General features: G+C 73.1%; 23 protein-coding genes and 1 riboswitch. Of the genes, 12 read left to right on the forward strand and 11 right to left on the reverse strand.

Annotated features, from left to right (window positions below):
* Window positions 1–94: 94 nt before the first annotated feature.
* The 4 genes from ABD343_RS19980 (at window position 95) to ABD343_RS19995 (ending at window position 3639) form a co-directional block, all read left to right on the forward strand.
* Window positions 95–730, forward strand: coding sequence for a TetR/AcrR family transcriptional regulator (locus tag ABD343_RS19980; protein ID WP_344530083.1), 636 nt, complete (start codon window positions 95–97; stop codon window positions 728–730).
* Between the two features lie 118 nt (window positions 731–848).
* The gene (locus ABD343_RS19985; protein WP_344530085.1) at window positions 849–1922 is read left to right on the forward strand and encodes a DEDDh family exonuclease; all 1074 of its coding nucleotides are present in this window, start codon (window positions 849–851) and stop codon (window positions 1920–1922) included.
* Window positions 1923–1948: 26 nt separating this feature from the next.
* On the forward strand, window positions 1949–2845 hold the full coding sequence (locus ABD343_RS19990; protein WP_344530087.1) for an SURF1 family cytochrome oxidase biogenesis protein: 897 nt from the start codon (window positions 1949–1951) through the stop codon (window positions 2843–2845).
* A 26-nt stretch (window positions 2846–2871) separates the two neighbouring features.
* Window positions 2872–3639 carry an SDR family oxidoreductase gene (locus ABD343_RS19995; protein ID WP_344530089.1) on the forward strand — a complete coding sequence of 256 codons (768 nt, stop codon included), beginning with the start codon at window positions 2872–2874 and terminating at the stop codon, window positions 3637–3639.
* A 42-nt stretch (window positions 3640–3681) separates the two neighbouring features.
* Here ABD343_RS19995 and amaP read toward each other — a convergent pair whose 3' ends face one another.
* Genes amaP through ABD343_RS20020 form a run of 5 tightly spaced genes read right to left on the reverse strand, consistent with a single transcriptional unit; the run spans window position 3682 to window position 6072 of the window.
* Window positions 3682–4278, reverse strand: a complete 597-nt coding sequence (amaP, locus tag ABD343_RS20000) for an alkaline shock response membrane anchor protein AmaP (RefSeq protein WP_344530091.1) — start codon at window positions 4276–4278, stop codon at window positions 3682–3684.
* A gap of 10 nt (window positions 4279–4288) precedes the next feature.
* A complete protein-coding gene (locus tag ABD343_RS20005) occupies window positions 4289–4969 on the reverse strand; it encodes a DUF6286 domain-containing protein (protein ID WP_425578229.1) in 681 nt (226 codons plus the stop codon).
* Window positions 4966–5334 (reverse strand): Asp23/Gls24 family envelope stress response protein, encoded by a 369-nt coding sequence (locus ABD343_RS20010; RefSeq protein ID WP_344530093.1) that lies wholly within the window; start codon window positions 5332–5334, stop codon window positions 4966–4968. The genes ABD343_RS20005 and ABD343_RS20010 overlap by 4 nt, the downstream gene beginning before the upstream one ends.
* Window positions 5335–5338: 4 nt before the next feature.
* The gene (locus ABD343_RS20015; protein ID WP_344530095.1) at window positions 5339–5527 is read right to left on the reverse strand and encodes a hypothetical protein; all 189 of its coding nucleotides are present in this window, start codon (window positions 5525–5527) and stop codon (window positions 5339–5341) included.
* Window positions 5528–5568: 41 nt separating this feature from the next.
* Window positions 5569–6072, reverse strand: coding sequence for an Asp23/Gls24 family envelope stress response protein (locus tag ABD343_RS20020; RefSeq protein ID WP_344530096.1), 504 nt, complete (start codon window positions 6070–6072; stop codon window positions 5569–5571).
* A 176-nt stretch (window positions 6073–6248) separates the two neighbouring features.
* Between ABD343_RS20020 and ABD343_RS20025 the strand changes: the two genes are divergently transcribed.
* Window positions 6249–7079 carry a hypothetical protein gene (locus ABD343_RS20025; RefSeq protein ID WP_344530098.1) on the forward strand — a complete coding sequence of 277 codons (831 nt, stop codon included), beginning with the start codon at window positions 6249–6251 and terminating at the stop codon, window positions 7077–7079.
* A 22-nt stretch (window positions 7080–7101) separates the two neighbouring features.
* Here the strand turns inward: ABD343_RS20025 and ABD343_RS20030 are convergent, their stop codons facing one another.
* The 5 genes from ABD343_RS20030 to ABD343_RS20050 all read right to left on the reverse strand — a co-directional run bounded on the left by ABD343_RS20030 (window position 7102) and on the right by ABD343_RS20050 (window position 13072).
* A complete protein-coding gene (locus ABD343_RS20030) occupies window positions 7102–7881 on the reverse strand; it encodes an enoyl-CoA hydratase/isomerase family protein (protein ID WP_344530100.1) in 780 nt (259 codons plus the stop codon).
* Window positions 7882–7957: 76 nt separating this feature from the next.
* Window positions 7958–8179, reverse strand: a complete 222-nt coding sequence (locus tag ABD343_RS20035; protein WP_323377788.1) for a helix-turn-helix domain-containing protein — start codon at window positions 8177–8179, stop codon at window positions 7958–7960.
* 443 nt (window positions 8180–8622) lie between these two features.
* Entirely contained in the window at window positions 8623–10221 is a 1599-nt protein-coding gene (locus tag ABD343_RS20040; protein WP_344530105.1) for an ABC-F family ATP-binding cassette domain-containing protein, read from the reverse strand.
* Between the two features lie 218 nt (window positions 10222–10439).
* Window positions 10440–11672: a hypothetical protein gene (locus tag ABD343_RS20045; protein WP_425578230.1), complete on the reverse strand. Its 1233-nt coding sequence runs from the start codon at window positions 11670–11672 to the stop codon at window positions 10440–10442.
* Between the two features lie 245 nt (window positions 11673–11917).
* Entirely contained in the window at window positions 11918–13072 is a 1155-nt protein-coding gene (locus ABD343_RS20050; RefSeq protein ID WP_344530107.1) for an alpha/beta hydrolase, read from the reverse strand.
* A gap of 183 nt (window positions 13073–13255) precedes the next feature.
* Between ABD343_RS20050 and ABD343_RS20055 the strand changes: the two genes are divergently transcribed.
* The 5 genes from ABD343_RS20055 to ABD343_RS20075 all read left to right on the forward strand — a co-directional run bounded on the left by ABD343_RS20055 (window position 13256) and on the right by ABD343_RS20075 (window position 17311).
* A complete protein-coding gene (locus ABD343_RS20055; protein WP_344530109.1) occupies window positions 13256–13999 on the forward strand; it encodes a lysozyme in 744 nt (247 codons plus the stop codon).
* A gap of 209 nt (window positions 14000–14208) precedes the next feature.
* On the forward strand, window positions 14209–15504 hold the full coding sequence (locus ABD343_RS20060; RefSeq protein ID WP_344530111.1) for an inorganic phosphate transporter: 1296 nt from the start codon (window positions 14209–14211) through the stop codon (window positions 15502–15504).
* Window positions 15505–15520: 16 nt separating this feature from the next.
* Window positions 15521–15733 carry a hypothetical protein gene (locus ABD343_RS20065; protein ID WP_344530113.1) on the forward strand — a complete coding sequence of 71 codons (213 nt, stop codon included), beginning with the start codon at window positions 15521–15523 and terminating at the stop codon, window positions 15731–15733.
* A gap of 269 nt (window positions 15734–16002) precedes the next feature.
* On the forward strand, window positions 16003–16857 hold the full coding sequence (locus ABD343_RS20070; RefSeq protein ID WP_344530115.1) for a helix-turn-helix domain-containing protein: 855 nt from the start codon (window positions 16003–16005) through the stop codon (window positions 16855–16857).
* A 34-nt stretch (window positions 16858–16891) separates the two neighbouring features.
* A complete protein-coding gene (locus ABD343_RS20075) occupies window positions 16892–17311 on the forward strand; it encodes a hypothetical protein (RefSeq protein ID WP_344530117.1) in 420 nt (139 codons plus the stop codon).
* 282 nt (window positions 17312–17593) lie between these two features.
* Here ABD343_RS20075 and ABD343_RS20080 read toward each other — a convergent pair whose 3' ends face one another.
* On the reverse strand, window positions 17594–17911 hold the full coding sequence (locus ABD343_RS20080; protein ID WP_344530306.1) for a DUF397 domain-containing protein: 318 nt from the start codon (window positions 17909–17911) through the stop codon (window positions 17594–17596).
* 228 nt (window positions 17912–18139) lie between these two features.
* Window positions 18140–18265: riboswitch (cobalamin riboswitch) on the forward strand.
* Window positions 18266–18421: 156 nt separating this feature from the next.
* Between ABD343_RS20080 and ABD343_RS20085 the strand changes: the two genes are divergently transcribed.
* A complete protein-coding gene (locus ABD343_RS20085; RefSeq protein ID WP_344530119.1) occupies window positions 18422–19393 on the forward strand; it encodes a cobalamin biosynthesis protein in 972 nt (323 codons plus the stop codon).
* Window positions 19371–20936: a cobyric acid synthase gene (locus ABD343_RS20090; RefSeq protein ID WP_344530121.1), complete on the forward strand. Its 1566-nt coding sequence runs from the start codon at window positions 19371–19373 to the stop codon at window positions 20934–20936. The genes ABD343_RS20085 and ABD343_RS20090 overlap by 23 nt, the downstream gene beginning before the upstream one ends.
* Window positions 20937–21093: the final 157 nt, after the last annotated feature.

Consider the following 21093-nt stretch of genomic DNA (forward strand, 5'->3'; position numbering starts at 1 on the left):
CGCCTCTCGGATCCGGCGGCCTGTAACCCTGTTACAGCGCGGCCCTCGAAGGGTAAAGACATGCGCACCGACCAGAATGGGGAGACCGGAGACCATGACGAGCACCGAGCCGCCTGTCCGCGCCCCCCTCACCAGGGAAGCGGTCCTCAGCGCCGCCGCCTCGCTCGTCATCCAGCACGGCCCGCAGGCGCTCACCATGCGCAAGCTCGCCGCCGAGCTGGGCACCGCCGTCACCTCGATCTACTGGCACGTGGGCAACCGCGAGTCCCTCCTGGACGCGCTGGTCGAGCGCACGGTGCGCGAGCTGGGCGAGATCAGACCGCGCGGCCGTACGCCCGCGGCGCGCGTCGTCTCGCTCGCCCGCGCGCTCCGGCGCGAACTGCGCGCGCACCCGCACCTGATCGCGATGGTGCACGAACGCGGCCTGACCGAGCGGATGTTCCTCCCCGCGCAGCGCGCGCTCGTCCACGAGATGCACGCGGCCGGACTGCGCGGCGCCCGCGCGGCCGAGGCCGTACGGGCCGTGCAGTTCGCCGTCATCGGCCATCTGCTGGTCGAGCGCAACCGCGAACGCGCGCCCGTGCAGCGCCCCGGCGAGCCCGAGCTGTGGACTGCCGCGACCGCCGGGGACGACCCCGCGCTCGCCCGCGTACTCTCCCGCCCGCCCGACGCGGAGCGGGTGTTCACGGCGTCGATACGGGCACTGGTGGCCGGTTTGCTCGATTCGTGACGGCTGCCCAAGGCTGCCCGGAGTGCCTGACGGTGACGTGCCGTACGGAGCGCGGGAGTCAACCGCGCGCCGGGCGCGCTTCCGGCACTGTCAGTGCCGACCCGTATTCTCTGGGACCATGCTCGAAGACCAGACGGCACTTCCGGACGGGGTGGCCGCGGCCATCCCCGCGCAGCCCGCCGCCGACCCCCACGACGCCCCCAGCTCCTGGCCGTCCGGATATCCGGAGCGGTACGCGGTGGTGGACGTGGAGACCACCGGCCTCGCGCGCGACGACCGGATAGTGTCCGCCGCGGTCTACCGCCTGGATGCCCACGGCGACGTCGAGGACCACTGGTACACCCCGGTCAATCCCCGCCGTGACCCGGGCCCCACCTGGATCCACGGGCTGACGGCCGACGTCCTTGCCGACGCCCCGCTCTTCGAGGACATCGCCGAGGAGTTCGCGGAGCACCTCGCGGACCGCGTCCTGGTCGCGCACAACGCCATCTTCGACTGGTCGATGATCGCCCGCGAGTTCGCCCGCGCCCGGCGCACCGCGCCCGTCCGGCAGCGCCTGTGCACCATCGCGCTCTCCAAGGAGCTGGCCCTCCCGCTGCCCAACCACAAGCTGGAGTCGCTCGCCGCGCACTACGGGGTGGTGCAGCAGCGCGCGCACCACGCGCTGGACGACGCGCGGGTGCTCGCCGAGGCCTTCCGCCCGAGCCTGCACCTCGCCGCGCGGCAGGACGTCCGCCTCCCGCTGCTGGCCTGCCAGCCGCTCAGCGAGTGGTCGGACGCGGTCGTGCCGCGCGGCGGCGGGAGCGGCGGCAGCGGCCCCGGCGGCGGCGCGGGCGGAGGCGGCTGGTCCGGCCGGTCGTACGCGGGCACGTGGCGCCCCTCGCGCAAGCGCCCCAAGTGCCCGTATCCGAACCCGGGGCGTTACGAGCCGGGTGGCCCCCTCGTCCAGGGCATGCGCGTGGCGATCTCCGGCGACACCTCCGTCGACCGCGAGCTGCTGGAGGACCGCGCCATCGAGGCCGGGCTGCACATCGCGAGCAGCGTCTCCCGCCTCACGAGCCTCCTGGTGACCAATGACCCGGACTCCCCCACGTCCAAGGTCGTCAAGGCCCGCTCGTTCGGCACCCCGGTGATCGACGAGGCGGCCTTCAGCCAGCTCCTCCAGGACGTGGCCCCCGCGCCCGAGGGCTGACGGGGCTGCGGGTACCGTCAGTAGGCGTGTACCGCTTCCTGTTGTCCCGGCAGTGGGTGATCCTCACCCTGCTCGCCCTCGTGCTCATCCCCGTGATGATCAAGCTGGGCTTCTGGCAGCTCCACCGTCACGAAGCGCGGGTCGCGCGCAACGACGAGGTCGCCGCGAGCCTCTCCGCGCCCACCGTCCCGGTCACGGAGCTGACGGGGACGGGCCGCGAGCCGTCCGACGACGACAAGTTCCGCACGGTCGAGGCCACCGGGACGTACGACGCGAAGCACGAGGTCGTCGTCCGGCACCGCACCGCGGCCGACGGCGACACCATCGGGTACTTCGTCGTCACCCCGCTCGTCATGAAGGACGGCAAGGCCGTCCTCGTCAACCGGGGCTGGATCAAGGCCGACCGTGACCTCACCGCGTTCCCGAAGGTCCCGCCGGCCCCCCGGGGCGAGGTGAAGGTCGTCGGCAGGATGATGCCCGACGAGACGACCGAGGACAGCGGCATCAAGGACACCAAGGGCCTGCCCGACCGCCAGGTGATGCTGATCAACAGCGAGGAGCAGGCCGAGAAGGCCGGGCGCTCCCTGCTCCACGGCTTCGTCCAGCTCGCCGAGACCACGCCGAAGCCCTCGGGCAGGCAGCCCGAGGTGCTCCCCGAGCCCGACCACAGCGGCATCGGCCCCCACATGGCGTACGCGGTCCAGTGGTGGCTCTTCGCCGCCGCCGTCCCGGTCGGCTGGGTCATCCTGGTCCGCCGCGAACGCCAGGACCTCAAGAAGCAGGCCGCCGAGGCGGCGGAGTCCGAGAAGGAACCCGAGAAGGAGCCCGAGGAAGGGGCCGGGGAGGGATCCGGCAAGGAGTCCGGCCCGGAATCCGGCGATTCCGCTTCCCCGGAGAAGGAGCCCGAGCCGGTGTCGGACTGACGTCCTGCGGCAGGCACACTGCTCCCATGGATCTCGGACTGAAAGACCGCGTCTACGTCATCACCGGCGCCACCCGGGGCCTCGGATTCGCCGCCGCGCGGCAACTGGTCGCCGAGGGCGCCAGGGTCGTCGTCTCCGGCCGCACAGAGGAGTCCGCGACGGCCGCCGCCGAGCTGCTCGCGAAGGAGGGCGGCCAGGCCGTGGGCGTCGCCGCCGACAACGCCTCGCCCGACACCCCGGCCCGCCTCGTCGAGGCCGCCCGCACCGCCTTCGGCCGCTTCGACGGCGTCCTCATCAGCGTCGGCGGCCCGCCCGCCGGGGTTCCCGCCCAGGACATCACGGACGAGCAGTGGGAATCGGCGTTCGAGAGCGTCTTCCTGGGCGCCGTGCGCCTCGCCCGTACGGCCGCGGCCGAACTGGAGAGCGGTGGGACGATCGGGTTCGTGCTCTCGGGCTCGGTGCACGAACCGATCCCGGGGCTCACCATCTCCAACGGCCTGCGCCCGGGCCTCGCGGGCTTCGCGAAGACGCTCGCGAACGAGCTGGGGCCGCGCGGCATCCGCGTCCTCGGGCTGCTGCCGGGGCGGATCGGCACCGAGCGGATGCAGTACCTCGACTCGCTGTCGGGCGACGGCGAGGCCGCGCGCGAGCGCAACGAGTCGGTCATCCCGCTGCGCCGCTACGGCACCCCCGAGGAGTTCGGCCGCACCGCCGCGTTCGTCCTCTCCCCCGCGGCGTCCTATCTGACGGGCGTGATGCTCCCGGTCGACGGCGGGGCCCGGCACGGCTTCTAGGCCCGGCCCGCCCTCGTAGGAGCGCCGGCCCGCGCTTTGGGGTCAGCTCACACGTTCGGCGCGGTGCTTCGCGCTGCGCAGCCTGACCTCCGCCGGAAGCTCCTCCAGCCCGGCGGAGACCCGCGCGTGCTCGATCGCCTCGGCGCGGAGCCGGACCAGCTCGGGTCCCGGCTCCGCGTGCGCGGCCAGCGTCAGCCCGATCCGGGCCCCGGGCTCGGTACGGCGGCCCACCAGCATCACGCGGGCGCGGTCGACGCCGGGCAGCGACTCGGCCTCCGCGGCGAGCACGTCCTCCAGCGCCCGGCCGCGCAGCAGCGCGCCCTCGCCGTCGCCGCTCTCGATCAGCACCTCGCCCAGGCGCCTGCGGCGGAGCTGCGCGAGCAGCCACCACAGCGTCAGTACGACGAGGACGGCGAGCACCGCGATGACGACCGGCCACCACCAGCCCTCGCCGCGCCACTTGGTGCGGTCGGCGTCCGTGAGCAGCACGTCGTCGGGTCCCGCCCAGGGCCAGCCCGAGGGCAGCGAGACGTTCCAGCGGTCCGGCAGGTCCAGGCCGCCCGCCAGCACGGCCAGGCCGAGCAGGAGCAGCACCAGACCGGCGAGCCCGGTCAGCACCCGGTTCACGATCCGCAGCATCGCCCTCGCCTCACCGTTTCGCCGGTCGTCGTACGTGCACGGACAGCCCCAGCCGCCGGGCGAGCCCGAGCTGCCGGATGCCGTCCTCCAGCGCCGTGTCCAGGTCGCCCCGCACCTCGTCGAGGTCCCGGAAGTGCGCCTGGGCCCGGGCCCTGACCTTCCGCCGCTTGACGTCGACCCGCACGGACCGTACGCCCGCGACCTCCATGGCCCTGTCCCGCAGCACCAGCGACGCGGCCCTGCGCTCCAGCCCGGCCCGCACCTGCGGTACGTCCCGGCGCATGGGCAGCAGCCCGCGCAGCCCCGGGGTCAGGGCGAGCACGAGGAGCCAGAGGCCCAGCAGCGCGGCGACGGCCGCTCCCGCGAGGACGGGGGTGCTGTCGAGCCGGGTCGTGGCCAGCTCGTCGGCGAGGGTGCGCCGCCAGGACATGCCCGGCCGGTCGGCCCGTACGGACGCGACGTCGTACAGCAGCACCCCGGCACCGGCGAGCAGCACCAGCGCGACGAGCCCGGCGACGCGGCGGCGCGGCGACCAGAAGCGCCCGGCCCGTCCGCCCGTGCCGCCGTCCTGGCCGGGGGCGTACGCGGCGGCGGACTCGGACTGTTCGAGGGTGTCGCCGGACGCGGGGCCCGTGCCCTCCGCGTCCTTCTCCAGCGTGATCTTCCCGGTGGTCTCGTGCGCGTCGCTCACGTCACCCTCCCGGGGGCTCCGCCCTTGAGGTGCGCCGAGTGCAGCCGTTCGACGTCGACGGCCACGTGCGGCACCTCCATGCCGACCAATTCCTTTACCCGTTCGGTGACTTGTCGACGCACAGCGCCGCACTGGGCGCCGATGTCGGACGGGTAGGCCAGTTCGAGCGCGACCCGGACGCGGGCCGACTGCTCGCGCACCGCGACCGTCGCGCGGGGGCGCGCGACGGCACCGCCGGGGAGCGCGGTGCTCCGGCCGTCCTGGCGCAACGCCTCGCGCGCCGCCTGCGCGGCCACCTTCGCGACCACGCGGTCGGCGATCCTGGTCTCTCCGCGTCCGGCGGCGGGCACCACGCCCTCGGTCACCGCGTCACCTGCGCCGTTCGTCGTTGCGGGAGCGGAAGAAGTCGCCCGGCTCCCAGTCGCCCTCCAGGAACCTGCCCGCCACGAAACCGACGGCGCCCAGCGCCGCCACCAGCAGGAAGGCCCCGAAGCCACCGAAGTACCCGGCGAAGCCCAGCGCCATACCGGCGATCATGCCGACCACGGCCATGCTCATCGTGCGCTCCTTCGATTGGATCCCGCACTACCGTGCCAGTGTCACTGGAGGCGCGGCTTGTCCTGCTGCTCGTCGTCCTCGTCCTCTTCGTCGGGCAGCTTGACGTCGCTCACCGCGATGTTGACCTCGACCACTTCGAGCCCGGTCATCCGCTCCACGGCCGAGATGACGTTCTCCCGTACGGCGCGGGCGACATCGGCGATGGACACGCCGTACTCGACGACGATCTCCAGGTCGAGCGCCGTCTGGACCTCGCCGACCTCGGCCTTGACCCCGCGGGTGACGCTCTTGCCCCCGCCGGGGACACGGTCGCGCACGGCGCCGAACGTCCGCGCGAGGCCACTGCCCATCGCGTGGACCCCGACCACGTCGCGCGCGGCGAGTCCGGCGATCTTCTCCACGACGCCGTCGGCGATGGTGGTCCTGCCCCGGGTCGCCGCGGCGCCGCCGCCCTGGTCACCGGAGTGCTTGACCCTGGACTTGTCCGCGCCGGACTTGTCCGTGCCGGAAGCGTCGGAGCGGTCGCGGGTGCTGGTCTCGGACATTTCCCTCGCCCCTTTCGGAGGTTCGGAACGGCCTGCCGCTCCGCTGCCCACACTAAGCGTGCCCATGAGGGCGCTGCTCGTGCACGCACCGCCGAACGAGTGACGCGGGGAGATCGCCGCCCGCGCGGGGGCGGACGGTACGGGAGGCTGTGCGGAGGGCGAGAGGAGTGAGACCCATGGGCACGGACAGGTTGACCCGGACCGTACGGCACCAGCTCGGACTGGGGCGGCTGCTGCCGTTGGGCGACGCCGGGGACGGGGCGTGGCTGACCGAGGAGACGGCGCGCGGAGTGCTGCGGCGCGCCGCGGCACGCTCCATGCCGGACGTACGGCTGGACACGCTCCGCCTCGCGGGGCCCGACCCGGAGGAGGCGTCGGAGCCCGCCGTTCCGGCGCCGCCGAGCGCGCTGCCGCCGGGTCCGCTGCGTCTGGAGGCCACGCTCGCGGTGACGGTGGACGAGCCGCTGCCGGTGGTGACCGGCCGCCTGCGCACACTCCTGCTGGCCGCGGCGGACGAGGAGTTGGGGCTCGCGGTGGCCTCGGCCGACCTGCGCGTGACGGACCTGTTGCTGGAGCGCCCGGAGCCGGAGTCCGGCTCAGAACCCGAGTCCGGCTCCGACTCCGAGTTCGAGTCCGACTCCGGGGAGCAGGAGGAAGGCGGATCTCAGAGTGCGGGCGGCGCCGGTGAGGGCGGCGCGGGTGAGGACCTCGCCGCCGCCCTCGCCCCGGCGGTCCTCGCGGTGCCCGGGGTCGCCCGGCCGGCCCCCGTACTGGGCTCACCCCTGACGCTCGCCACGGGCGACGCCGCGGCCCGGGCCGTACGCGTGGAGGAAGGGGGCGGGGACGGAGAGGGGGACGGTGCCCCGCCGCACGTCCTCCTGCAGCTCGCCGTCGCCCCGGGGCACCGCGCGCTGGACGTCGCCCGCGCCGCCCGGTCCGCCGCCGCGAAGGCCACGGACCGGGAGGTGACCGTCGCGGTGCTGATCACAGCCGTCGGACGGGCCTGACCGGCCGGGAAGAGGGAAAAGCTCAGTCGCCGAGGCCCGCCAGGTCGCGGAGGCGCCGGGCCTGCGCGGCGCGCTCGGCGGCGCGCTGCTCCTCGTACGCGCGCGTGGACGCGCCCGCGAGCAGGGCCTTGGTCTCGACGACCGCGTCGCGCGGGGCCGCGATCAGGGCCGCGGCCAGGTCGGCGCAGGCGGCGTCCAGCTCGCCCGCGGGCACCACGAGGTTGGCCAGACCCGTGCGCTCGGCCTCCTCGGCGTGCACGGAGCGGCCGGTCGCACAGATCTCCAGCGCACGCGCGTACCCGACCAGCTCCACCAGGCGGTGGGTACCGGTCAGGTCGGGGACGAGGCCCAGGCTGGTCTCACGCATCGCGAACTGCGCGTCGTCGGCGCAGACGCGCAGGTCGCAGGCGAGCGCGAGCTGGAAGCCCGCGCCGATGGCGTGCCCCTGGACGGCCGCGACCGTGACGAGGTCGGAGCGGCGCCACCAGGTGAACGCCTCCTGGTACCCGGCGATGGCCTCGTCCAGCTTCTCGTCCGAGGCGCGTGCCAGGTCGGTGAACGAGTGCTCGCCCTCGATGCCCTCGGGTTCGAACATCCGGCGGTCGAGCCCGGCCGAGAACGACGTGCCCTCGCCACGCAGCACGACGACCCGTATGTCACCCGGCAGCACGCGTCCCGCTTCTTCGAGGGCGCGCCACATGGCGGGGGTCTGGGCGTTCAGCTTGGCGGGGTTGGCGAGCGTGACCGTGGCCACGGCGCCGTCCGCCGTCAGGCGCACGCCGTCCTTGTCGAGCAGGGTCATCGAGCATCCTCCGGTGGTTACTCCACGGTTAAGTTAACTGAAGAGTAACCACCGGCAAGGATGCTCGGAAGCCTCGTCAGGACGAGGCGGCCTTCTTTCCCCGCGTCGCTCCGCCGCGACCACGCAGGGTCACGCCGGACTCACTCAACATCCGGTGCACGAATCCGTAGGAACGGCCCGTCTCTTCGGCGAGCGCCCGGATGGACGCACCGGAGTCGTACTTCTTCTTGAGGTCTGCCGCGAGCTTTTCGCGCGCGGCGCCGGTTACCCGGCTGCCCTTCTTCAGAGTCTCGGCCACCCGTGCCTCCTCATGGGAAGTGCGCTCTGTGACTCTCATGATCACCCCTCCCCCGTCTTCTGGCCACCCATTCGGCAAGGTCCATACGACGAGCTTCGGCCCGTGGACGGGCCGTGACGGCGGCGGAGAGAGCGATTTTCCGGCGCCCCTCGCGCGGCCTTCGGCGGCCCCTCGCGGGAAGGGGCAGGTCAGGGGCGCGCCCGGGGCTCATCGGGGTGGCGGGGGAGGCGCGTGCCATAGATGCGCACGCCCGGCGCGGGGCCGCGCCGCGGTACGAGCCGCCCTCACTCAGATGAAGGATCACCGGTCGGCCGAATGATCCAGTAGAGATGGATCAAGGAGCGTGCCGGACGGAAACGGAGGCCCCGGCCGGGCCCCGGCAAGGCCCGGCTGAGCCCCGGCAAGGCCTCACCGGGGCTCAGGCACAGGGCCGGGCGCAGCCCTCAGGCCAGTGCGACGAGGTCCGCGTACTCGTCGCCCCACAGGTCCTCGACGCCGTCCGGGAGCAGGATGATGCGCTCCGGCTGGAGCGCCTGGACGGCGCCCTCGTCGTGCGTGACGAGGACGACGGCGCCCGTGAACGTGTGCAGCGCGCCGAGGATCTCCTCGCGGCTGGCGGGGTCCAGGTTGTTCGTGGGCTCGTCGAGCAGCAGCACGTTCGCCGACGAGACGACGAGCGTGGCCAGCGCCAGCCGCGTCTTCTCGCCGCCGGAGAGCACCCCGGCGGGCTTGTCCACGTCGTCGCCCGAGAAGAGGAACGAGCCGAGCGTCTTGCGCAGCGCGACCAGGTCCGTGTCCGGGGCCGCCGAGCGCATGTTCTCCAGCACCGTGCGGTCCGGGTCGAGGGTCTCGTGCTCCTGGGCGTAGTACCCGAGCTTCAGCCCGTGGCCGGGGACGACCTTGCCGGTGTCCGGCTCCTCGACCCCGGCGAGCAGCCGCAGCAGCGTCGTCTTGCCCGCGCCGTTGAGCCCCAGGATGACGACGCGTGAGCCCTTGTCGATGGCGAGGTCGACGCCGGTGAAGATCTCCAGCGAGCCGTACGACTTCGAGAGGTCCTCGGCCATCAGGGGCGTACGCCCGCAGGGCGCGGGGTCCGGGAAGCGGAGCTTGGCGACCTTGTCGGTCTGCCGCTCGGCCTCCAGCCCGGACATCAGCTTCTCGGCGCGCCGGGCCATGTTCTTCGCGGCGACCGCCTTGGTGGCCTTGGCCCCCATCTTCGCGGCCTGGGTGGCGAGGGCCGTGGCCTTCTTCTCGGCGTTGGCGCGCTCGCGCTTACGCCGCTTCTCGTCGTCCTGCCGCTGGATCTGGTACTGCTTCCAGCCCATGTTGTAGATGTCGATGGTCGAGCGGTTGGCGTCCAGGGCGAACACCTTGTTGACCACCGTCTCGACCAGGTCGACGTCGTGGGAGATCACGATGAGGCCGCCGCGGTAGGTCTTGAGGAAGTCCCGCAGCCAGGCGATCGAGTCGGCGTCGAGGTGGTTGGTGGGCTCGTCGAGCAGCAGGATGTCGGCGTCGGAGAAGAGGATCCGGGCCAGCTCGACGCGGCGGCGCTGACCGCCGGAGAGCGTGTGGAGCGGCTGGCCGAGCACCCGGTCGGGCAGCCCGAGACTGGCCGCGATGGTGGCGGCCTCGGCCTCCGCCGCGTACCCGCCCTTGGTGAGGAACTCGGTCTCCAGGCGCTCGTACTTCTTCAGCGCCTTCTCGCGGGTGGCACCCTGGCCGTTCGCGATCCGCTGCTCGTTCTCCTTCATCTTGCGGAGCACGGAGTCCAGCTCGCGGGCGGACAGGATGCGGTCGCGGGCGAGCACGTCGAGGTCGCCGGTGCGCGGGTCCTGCGGGAGATAGCCGACCTCGCCGCTGCGCGTGATGGTGCCTGCGGCCGGGGTGCCCTCGCCGGCGAGGCACTTGGTGAGGGTGGTCTTGCCCGCCCCGTTGCGGCCGACGAGGCCGATGCGGTCGCCCTTGGCGATGCGGAAGGTGGCGGACTCGATCAGGACGCGGGCTCCGGCGCGCAGCTCAAGACCGGTGGCGGTGATCACTGGAGGGCTCCAAGGCAGGAATGACGGACGTACGTACAGGCGGGTTCAGCGAACGGGCGGGGCACGCCGGGGCCGCCGCGCGAGGGGCGGCGGCGTCAGCACGGACGTGCCAGGTGTACGCACACCTAATGCACGAGGAGATGAGGCATGAAGCCAGTCTACCGGCGGGGGGCAACTTGTTTTCCTGCCCCGTGGCGTGACCTACCGCTCACCGCCGGTCACTCACCACCGGTGTGCACCTGGAAGGCCGCGCGCCGCACGGCCTTGGCGAACGCCGGGTCCGGGTGGGCCGCCGCGAGCGCGACCAGCACCTGCACGGTGCGCGGATGGCCGGTGGCGCGGACCTCTTGCAGAAGGGTCGGCACGGAACCCTGCACGGCCGTCTCCAGATGGTCGACGAGAAGCCGTTCCTCGCCGTGGTCGGTGACGGCGGCGGCGGTGTCCACCCACAGCCAGGTGGCCTCCTCGCGGGTGAGCACGCCGGGTGCCCCGCCCGCCAGGTCCTCCGGGTCGGTACCGGCCAGTTCCGCGAGCCAGAGCAGCGCGTACGGCCGCAGGGTGGGCTCTTCGGCGGCTTCCCGTACGGCCGTCTCGGCCGGGGCGCCGACGACGCGCAGCGCCTCGAAGGCGAGCCCGCGGATGAGCGCGTCCTCGCCGCGCGCCGCCTCCAGCAGCTCGGTGACGGCGGGCCCTGCGGGGCGCGCCGCGAGCCACGCGCGGTACTCGGCACGGGCCGGACCCGGGGTCATACGGGCGCAGCCGCGCAGCATGTCCTCGGCGGGCTGCTCGATGTTCCCGGCGGGGCTCTGGGCGGCCACGCAGATCTGTTCGAGCTTGGTCCACACCGCCCAGTTGCCGAGCGGGGTGAGGACCGCGGAGCCCTGGCGCACGCCCGTCTCCTCGTCCGGGCAGCGGGTGAGCGCGCCCACGGCGGCGAGGCCGTCGAGCGCCCAGTCGAGCAGCCCGGGGAGGGCGACTCCCAGGGCGCTCCCGGAGGTTGGGGCCTCGGGGTCGCGCTCGGCGCGGATCTCCGCGATGCGCTGGGCGAGCAGGTCGTGCAGGAGCGGGAAGGTGACGGGGCCGCCGGACAGGTGCATCACGGACAGGAACTGCGGCACCGCCTCGACGATCTCGGCGACGAGCCCCTGCTCGTGCGGCGCGGGCGCCGGATAGGCGAGGGACCAGGCGTCGAAGAGGGCGACCCAGCCGCGCAGCACGGCGCTGTCGTCGCGGTCCCAGGCGCGCAGCCGCCAGCCCGCCCGTGCGGTGTCGCCGTGCAGCTCGATGAGCCCGGCGAGGCGGGCGCGGTCCCAGTGCGTACGGACGAGACGGGCGGGGATCCCGAGCCCGGTGGCGGCCCGCTCGGCCTCGGCGAACGTCTGGAGCGAGGTGCCGTCGTGCGCGGCCCAGCGCGCGAGCCTGACGGCTTCCTTGAGCGACGCGCGTGCCATGCGCGCCAGTTGGTCACGTGAGGGCACACCGTCCGGTGGCCTGGGCGTGCTCGCGGCACGCCTGGTGGTCACCGTGCGCCGGGCGGCGGCGACGGGCTGTCGGGGGACAAGGCGGAGCCGGGTGTCGCGCGGTGTACGGGACGACGTCACAGGGAGCAGTCTTCCTGGCGCGCCGGGGAAACCCAAACCTGGGGTGCCCTTTCCGGAAACTCCCCACGTGAACCGGGTGAAACGGAACCCGGCCGTCACATCAGGGGCGTCAGAAAGCGCCGCAGCGCCTCCTCGTAGCCCTCCGGGTCGGCGTTCCACATGGCCGCGTGCGGGGCGTGCTCCACGGTGTGCAGCGTGACCAGGTCGGGGCGGCTCTCGGCGAGCGCCTGCGAGGCGGCCCAGGGCGCGATGGTGTCGTCGGGGCCGTGCAGCAGCAGCGTCGGCAGGGCGAGGCTCGCGGGGTGCGCGACAGCCGCGAGACGGCCCTCCGACAGGCCCGTACGGCCCTGGACGGCACGGACCACGAGGGGCAGCAGGGCGCGCGGTGTGCCCTGTGCCGCGGCGAGCGCGCGCAGGGTGCGCTTCCAGTCCAGGACGGGCGAGTCGAGCACGAGCCCGCTGATCCGGTCGCGCAGCGCGGAGTTGGCGGCGGCGTGGAGCGCCATGGTGGCCCCGCTGGACCAGCCGTACAGGATGACGCGCTCGGCGCCGTACCGGAGGGCGTACCGGATGGCCGCGTCCAGGTCGCGCCATTCGGAGTCGCCGAGGTGGCCGAGGCCGTCCAGGGGGCGCGGCGCGCCGGGATCGCCGCGGTAGGCGATGTCCAGGACGGGCAGGCGCTGTTGGCGCAGGAAGGGGAGCACGGTCATGGGGTGCTCCCGGGTGGCGCCCAGGCCGTGCACGGCGATGACCCAGTGCGCGCGGTCGCCGGGGACGAACCAGGCGGGGAGCGCGCCGAGTTCGCCGGGGATCTCGACCTCGGTGAACTCCATTCCGAGCGCGGTGCCCGGGTCCCCCACGTGCACGACGGGCGTGAGCCGTACGGTCGCCCCGGTGCTCAACTGCCCCTGTGCGACGCGGTCCAGCCGCCGTACGACGGTGGAGGGCGCCCCTTTGTCCGTAGGGTCGTCGAGGACGGGGCCGACGACCGCGTGGGTCCCGCGCCCCGTCAGCCCGTAGACGCCGGGGAGCCCCGCCGTCAGCGTGCGGGTGAGGGCGACCGCGCCGGGCTCCGTGGAGTGCACGGTGAGCGGCGGGCCCTCGAACCCGGCGGGGAGCGGTCCGCGACCGTCCCGCCGGGCCTTCATGGGGCGCAGGGCGCGCCCGGCGGCGTACCGTCCGGCCGCCACGGCGGCCGCTCCGGCACTCACTACGGAGGAGGCGGCGACAGCCGCCGTTCGCAGACGCATCCCGCCCAGTGTCAGCGGGGACGGCGTGCGCGGCCAGTGGGCTGCGTCGCCCGGGTGACGCGCGGGGCGTGCGCGCGGGGCCGCGCGCCCGCGCACCGTCGCCTTCCCGTGTCCCCGCCTGACCGGCGGCGTTCTGCATATGACCTGCCCAGATACTCCCGTCTCCCCTCTTGGATCCCTTGGATGTCCGCCATGCATGTCGCTCCGGCCGCCCGGCGCTCGTACACGCTGACCGTGGCCGCCGCCACCCTCGCCCTCGTGGGAACCGCGTTCCTGGAGTCCCCCGCGCCGGCCGTGTCCGCCGGGAAGCCGAGGGGACACGATGTCTCCTCGCACCAGGGGAAGGTCGACTGGAGACGGGCCCGCGCGAACGGGGCCTCGTTCGTCTACGTCAAAGCCACCGAGGGCACCAGCTACAGGAACCCGCACTTCTCCCAGCAGTACGACGGGTCGCGGGCGGCCGGACTGCTGCGCGGTGCCTACCATTTCGCGCGGGCCGACACGTCCTCGGGACGGGCGCAGGCCGCCTATTTCGTCCGCAACGGCGGCCAGTGGCGACGGGACGGGGTCACGCTCCCGCCCGCCGTCGACCTGGAGTCGGCCTACGGCAAGCCCTGTCACGGGCTCAGCCGGGCCCGGATGCGTGGCTGGATCCGTTCGTTCGGCACGGAGGTGCTGCGCCGTACGGGCCGTCATCCCACGATCTACACCTCCGCCCGGTGGTGGAAGCGGTGCACGGGCGGCAGCCGGGAGTTCGCGGCGAACCATCCGCTGTGGCTGGCCGACTGGGGCACGAAGGCGGGCCCTCTTCCGGGTGGCTGGCGCTACCGCACGATCTGGCAGTACGCGAACAAAGGGCGTCTGCCGGGTGACCAGAACCTCTTCAACGGGTCCATGGCACAGCTCAGAAGTTACGCTCGCGGCTGATCCGACACGCGCCGAACGGCACGCTCCGCCGCAGGTCAGCGGGGAGTTTCCGAGCGCTTGACCAACGGTAGAACAAAGCGTGACGGTAGGGTCACAACAGGTGTCGGGCAGTGACACCTCGATGCCCGGCCCAGTTCACCTTCCGTTCACCCACCGTCTTTACGTTCACGACGTCATTGACCTTCGAACTGATTGTGCCTGGTGACTGGATGGAACACATCACGCTTCTCATCGGGATCGTGATCGTCACGGCCTTGGTGTTCGACTTCACGAACGGCTTCCACGACACAGCCAACGCCATGGCCACCACCATTTCCACCGGGGCCCTCACCCCCCGGGTAGCGGTGGCGATGTCCGCGGCTCTCAACCTCGTTGGCGCCTTCCTCTCCATCGAGGTCGCCAAGACAATCTCCTCGGGAATCATCGACGAAGGATCCGGCATCAAGCCCGAAGTGATCTTCGCCGGGCTGGTCGGCGCGATCATCTGGAACCTGCTGACGTGGCTGGCCGGACTTCCCTCCAGTTCCTCGCACGCGCTGATGGGCGGCCTCATCGGCGCCACCCTCGCCTCGGTCGGCATGAACGCCGTCAACGGCGACGTCGTCGTGATGAAGGTCCTCATCCCCGCCCTCGCGGCCCCGCTGGTCGCGGGCATCGCCTCGGCCCTCGCGACCCGGCTGACGTACCGCGTCGCCCGGGACGCCGACCCGGAGCACACCTCGAAGGGCTACCGCACCGGGCAGATCACCTCCGCGGCCCTCGTCTCCCTGGCGCACGGCACCAATGACGCGCAGAAGACCATGGGCGTCATCACCCTCGCCCTGGTCACCGGCGGCGCCCTGGCGCCCGGCTCGGACCCGCCGTTCTGGGTCATCGCCTCCGCGGGCCTCGCCATCGCGCTGGGCACGTACCTCGGCGGCTGGCGGATCATCCGCACCATGGGCAAGGGCCTCACCGACATCCAGCCCCCGCAGGGCTTCGCCGCACAGACCGGCGCGGCGGCCACCATCCTGGCCTCCTCGCACATCGGCTTCTCCCTGTCCACCACGCACGTCTGCTCCGGCGCCGTCATGGGCTCCGGCATCGGCCGCAAGGGCGGCGTCGTGCGGTGGTCGACCGCCGGGCGGATGGTCGTGGGCTGGGCCCTGACCCTTCCGGCCGCCGGGCTCGTCGCCGCCGGTTCGGCGCTGCTGGCCGACCAGGGCGACTGGGGCGTGACCACGGTGGCGGCACTGCTTGTGGTCGTCTCCGCCGCGATCTGGCTCCGCTCCCGCCAGGAGCCGGTCGACCACACGAACGTCAACGACGTACAGCCCGCGGGTGAGACCGCCGCCGGTACCGCGCTCGGCGAGACCGAGCCGCCCGGGGTCGTCACCACCGCGATGCAGGCGGTCGCGCCGCCCCCGCCGCCCGGCACCCCGCTGGACGACGCGCAGCCGTCCGCCTCCTCCGAGTCCGCCGCGCACGCGAGCCCCAGGGCCGCCTCCGCGACGAGCCTCTCCTAGGCAGAAGGAAGACCGTATGGACATCGACTGGGCCGCGCTCGGCCAGGTCTTCGGGATCAGCCTCGTGGCGACCGTGGGACTGGTGGGCGTCTTCACCCTCGGCATCGTGGGCGGCTCCGCCCGCCGCACGGACGGCGGCACCCCCGCCCTCGCCCGCGCCGGCGCGTACACGTGCTACGCGGTGTGCGCGGCGGCGGTGGCGTTCGGGATCTATCTGATCGCGGCGTAGCCGGACACACGCGGGCATCACGCGCCTCACACCACGAAGAGCGCCCCCGGGATCACTCCCGGGGGCGCTTTCGTGGCTTCTCAGCATATGGCGAACTGACGCACTGCTATGTTCTGCGTCACATCGGCCAGCGGCAAAGTGCCATGTGTCATATTGGAGACGTCGGCTGGGTAAGAGCCAACTCGACTGCTCATTAAGGACGTTGTCCGTCCGACAGTGGCACTGCTCCAGCCGACGGCACGCCACCATGCGAAGAGAGAGAAGGCAGCATGACCAGAGAAGCTGATCCGAGCCTGAACCGTCGCAGGCTCCGGATCGAGCTGCGCAAGGCACGGGAGCGTTCCGAGAAGACGCAGAAGGACGTGGCCGACGCCCTGGAGTGGTCGCTCTCGAAGCTCATCCGCATCGAGGCCGGGACCGTCGGTATCTCCATCACCGACCTGCGCGCCCTGCTCCAGTTGTACGGGATCACCGACCCCGACGCCGTCCACGAGCTGGAGGAGGCGGCGCGGGCCTCCAAGGGCCAGTCCTGGTGGACGCAGTACACCGACATGCTCAACCCGAAGGTGGCGCAGCTCCTCAGCTACGAGGGAGCGGCCGAGGAGTACCGCTGCTACGAGTGCGTTCTCATGCCCGCCGTGCTGCAGACCTCCGAGTACACGAGCGCGCTGCTGGCCCCGTTCGACTCCCCCGACACCCCGCGCGCCATCGAGCTGCGTGCCACCCGGCAGGAGCGGCTCTTCGACGACGAGGCCGTGCCGAAGGCGGAGTTCGTCCTCGCGGAGTCGCTGCTGCATCTGCAGATCGGAGGGCCGACCGTGCTGCGCAAGCAGCTCGATCACCTGCTCGCACGTTCCGAGCAGCGGGACGTGACCCTGCGCGTCCTCCCGTTCTCGGCGGGGGCCCACCGCAGCACGTCCAGGTCGTTCATCCTCCTCGGGTTCAAGGACGACGACGACCTGCTCTTCATGGAGGGCGCCGGCGGGACGGTCCTGACCCGCAGCGACCTGGAGATGACCGTCTGGTACCAGGAGTGCTTTGCGGACATCAGCGAGCGCGCCCTGTCGGTCGATGAGTCCCGGAGGCGGATCGAGCAGGCCAGGGACGCCTTGAGCAGCAGTTAGTCCCTGACGGGGCGCAGGCAGGAAGGACGCGGCAGTGTCCGGTTGGCAGGAATGGCGGGGGCGGTTAGGCGGAGCGCTGCGCGCCCTCAGAGGCGCGCCCGACGCGGCCGCCGATCCCCCGGACGCCGACGGAGGTGAGCCGTCGGCCGGGCTCACCGAGCGCGGCACGAACCTCCTCATCACCCTTGAGGCGGCCCGGACGGACAACCAGATCCGGCTGGCCTACGCGCGCGCCCTCGCCACCTCGCTCCGACTGCTCATCGGGGGCGGCGCCGTGGCATGCGCCACCTACGCGGGCGGCGGCTGGGCACTCGTGCTGAGCGTCTGCGGCGCCTCGCTCCTCGCCGCCTTCTGCGTGTTCATGGGACGCCGAATACGCCGCGCCGTCAGCGACGGCGCGGCCCGCGGGGACGACCGTGAGAGAGACGGCCGTGGGAGAGACGGCCGCGCATAGGCGCGAGCCCGTACCAGAGCCCCGCCCCGCCGGCGACGAGCGCGGCCACCAGCCCCCACACCACCGCCCGTGCCGTCCCCTCCGGCGCCAGGAGCGAGGCGGCGGCCCCGAGGCCGGTGGCGAGGAGTCCCACGGCGACGCTGAATCTCGCGGTGGGGGAGAGAGGAGAGCGCGGGTCCCGCCCGGCACGGCTCTCCCCCGGAGGCCGCACCGCGTCTTCCGTCCGGTCGGGCATCGCCCCCACCGCCATCCCCTCCGCCTGAGGGAGTCCAGGCGCCGTCGTCAGTCCTCCGCGACCCAAGTCGCCGTCGTGGCCAGGAAACTACTCCATTGCGCGGCCGTAAAGGCGAGTACGTCGCCCTCGGGACATGTGGAGTCCCGCACCAGGATCCGGCCGTCGGCGTTCCTGACCTCTACGCACGAGTTGGGTCCGTCGTTGCTGTAACTACTCTTGATCCATATACCCGCGGACGAGTCTTCCTCGAACACTGCGACCTCCTCCGGCCCGAAAGCCAGCGCCCCGACGTGGCCGCGCGTCTGTGGCATGCGCCCCCGTGCCTGCCTCGCGCTGCCGTCGAAGCCGGACACATCCGGTCGCATACCGTCCGCCGCAGGCAAGAAATCGCCTCCTGCCGTCGTTTGGCGCTCTCCCGTTTGTCATGTGCAGTCTTCCCAGGAGTCCGGGGCGCAATGGTGCATTACTGGTCGCACGGCCGCGGACGCGGGGAGCGTGTGGGGCTCACCACTCCGCCCCCACTGCAGGTCAACGGCAAGTTGACGCCTCTCGGCCAACGTGGTGGACTTCCGTTGCCAAACGGCGGCATGGAGAGGAAGCCGGTGCGAATCCGGCGCGGTCCCGCCACTGTCACCGGGGAGCGCTCCCCCACCCAGAGCCACGGCCGCATCGTGCGGCGGGAAGGCCGGGGAGGGCGTCGATCCGGAAGCCAGGAGACTCTCGCCGCCGGTCACGTCGAGCCAGGGCGAGGACCCTGAGTGAGGACATATGCCATGCGCGGCCCCGCCCTGAGCGATTCCGGTCTTCCGCGACCCCTGTCGCCCCCGTTCCCGGTCCCGTTCCGCCGAGGCGCCGCGGCGCGCTGAATGATGCGGATGCGGGCTTCTCACGCGTACGCCTGCGGCGCCGCCCTCGGTTACGCCGTCGATCTCCTGCTGGGCGACCCCCGGCGCGGCCACCCCGTCGCCGCCTTCGGGCGGGCCGCCGGGGCGCTGGAGCGGCGGGTGTGGCGGGACCGGAGGGACGCCGGCGCCGGGTACGCCGCACTGGCCGCGGGCACGGTCGTCGCCGGTGCGGCCCTGGCGGAACGGGCCGTGCGGAACCGCCCCCGCGCGCGGGCCGCGCTGACGGCCGCCGCCGTGTGGAGCGTCCTCGGCGGTACGAGCCTGGCGCGCGAGGCGCTGGCCGTGGGGTCGGCGCTGGAGGCCGGGGACGTCGCGCTGGCGCGCGAGCGGCTGCCCCGCCTGTGCGGGCGTGACCCGCAGGGGCTGGACGCGGAGGCACTGGCGCGCGCGGTCGTGGAGTCCGTCGCCGAGAACACCTCGGACGCCGTCGTGGGCGCCCTCGTATGGGGCGCGGTCGCGGGGCTGCCGGGCACGGCCGGGTTCCGGGCGCTCAACACGCTGGACGCGATGGTGGGCCACAGGTCGCCGCGGCACCTCCGGTTCGGATGGGCGGCGGCGCGGCTGGACGACGCCGTGGGCTGGCCGGGCGCGCGGCTGACGGCGCTGCTGGCGGCGGTGGCCGGGGGCGACGCGCGCGGGGCTGTACAGGCGTGGCGCGAGGACGCGCACCGGCACCCGAGCCCCAACGCGGGGCCGGTGGAGGCGGCGTTCGCGGGCGCGCTCGGCGTACGGCTGGGCGGCACGCTCTCCTACGGCGGACGGACCGAGCACCGTCCGGTCCTCAACACGTCCGGTCGGTCCGTGGGGACGCGGGACATCGCGCGTGCCGTACGGCTGTCGCGACGCGTGAGCGCGCTGGCGCTCGTCACCACCGTAGCGGCGAGCGCCGTACGGGAGACGGTGCGGGAGGGAGTGCGCCGTGGGCGCGAAGGGAAGCGCTAGGAGCGGCGGGAAGGGCGGCGGTCTGCTCGTCGCCGGGACGACCTCGGACGCGGGCAAGAGCGTCGTGACGGCCGGGATCTGCCGCTGGCTGGCGCGCGAGGGGATCAGCGTGGCGCCGTTCAAGGCGCAGAACATGTCGCTGAACTCGTTCGTGACCCGGGACGGCGCCGAGATCGGCCGGGCCCAGGCCATGCAGGCGGCCGCGGCCCGGGTGGAGCCCAGCGCGCTGATGAACCCCGTGCTGCTCAAGCCCGGCAGCGACCGCACCAGTCAGGTCGTGCTCATGGGGCGGGCCGTGGGCGAGATGTCGGCCCGGGGCTACTTCGGGAACCACCACGACGGCACGTACGGGCGGCGCGAGGAGCTGCTGGAGCCCGTCGTCGCCTGCCTGGAGGAGCTGCGGCGCACGCACGACGCGGTCGTCTGCGAGGGCGCGGGCAGCCCGGCCGAGATCAACCTGCGGCGCACGGACATCGTCAACATGGGCCTGGCGCGCGCCGCGCGGCTGCCCGTACTGGTCGTCGGGGACATCGACCGGGGCGGCGTCTTCGCCTCGCTGTTCGGGACGACCGCGCTGCTGGCGGAGGAGGACCAGGCGCTGCTGGCCGGCTATCTGGTCAACAAGTTCCGCGGGGACGTGTCCCTTCTGGAGCCCGGCCTGGAGATGCTGCGGAAGCTGACCGGACGGTCGACGTACGGGGTGCTGCCGTTCCGGCACGGGCTGGGCATCGACGAGGAGGACGGGCTGCGCGTGTCCCTCAGGGGCACGGTGCGCGAGTCGGAGGTCGCCGCGCCGCACGGTGCCGACGTCCTCCGGGTGGCCGTCCTTCCCGTGCCCCTCATGTCGAACTTCACGGACGTCGACGCGCTCGCCGCCGAGCCCGGAGTGGTCGTGCGGTTCTGCGACCGTCCGGAGGAACTGGCGGACGCCGACCTGGTGGTGGTGCCGGGCACGCGCGGCACCGTACGGGCGCTGGAATGGCTGCGGGCGCGCGGACTGGCCGACGCGCTCGCCCGGCGAGCCGCCGAGGGACGTCCCGTGCTGGGCATCTGCGGCGGCTACCAGGTGCTCGGCGAGCGCATCGAGGACGACGTCGAGTCCCGCGCCGGAACGGTCGACGCGCTCGGACTGCTGCCCCTCCGGGTGCGCTTCGCGCGGGAGAAGACCCTCGCGCGCCCGGAGGGCACCGCCCTCGACGAGGCCGTCGAGGGCTACGAGATCCACCACGGCGTCGCGGATGTACGGGGCGGCGAGCCCTTCCTGGGCGACGGCTGCCGGGTGGGCTCCGTATGGGGCACGCACTGGCACGGTTCGCTGGAGTCCGACGCGTTCCGGCGCGCCTTTCTGCGCCGGGTGGCGGCCGACGCGGGGCGCGCCTTCGTGCCCGCGCCGGACACGAGCTTCGGCGCGCTGCGAGAGGAGCAGCTCGACCGCCTCGGCGACCTGGTGGAGGAGCACGCGGACACGGCGGAGCTGCTGCGGCTGATCGAGGAGGGCGCGCCGGAAGGACTGCCGTTCGTGGGGCCGGGAGCGCCCCTGTGAGCGCTCCCGACCCCACCAGAGCCCGCGCTGCGGGGACCACAGTGCTCCGACGGCCGTGCTCTTCGCAGTCCCCGGCCCATCCCCGCGACGGCGGGGAGCGAGCCTCGACCTTCCTGGTCGCGTGCACGCCAAAGCCACCTGTTCGACATTTGCCACT

The organism is Streptomyces albiaxialis (assembly GCF_039530985.1).
GTDB classification, from domain to species: domain Bacteria; phylum Actinomycetota; class Actinomycetes; order Streptomycetales; family Streptomycetaceae; genus Streptomyces; species Streptomyces albiaxialis.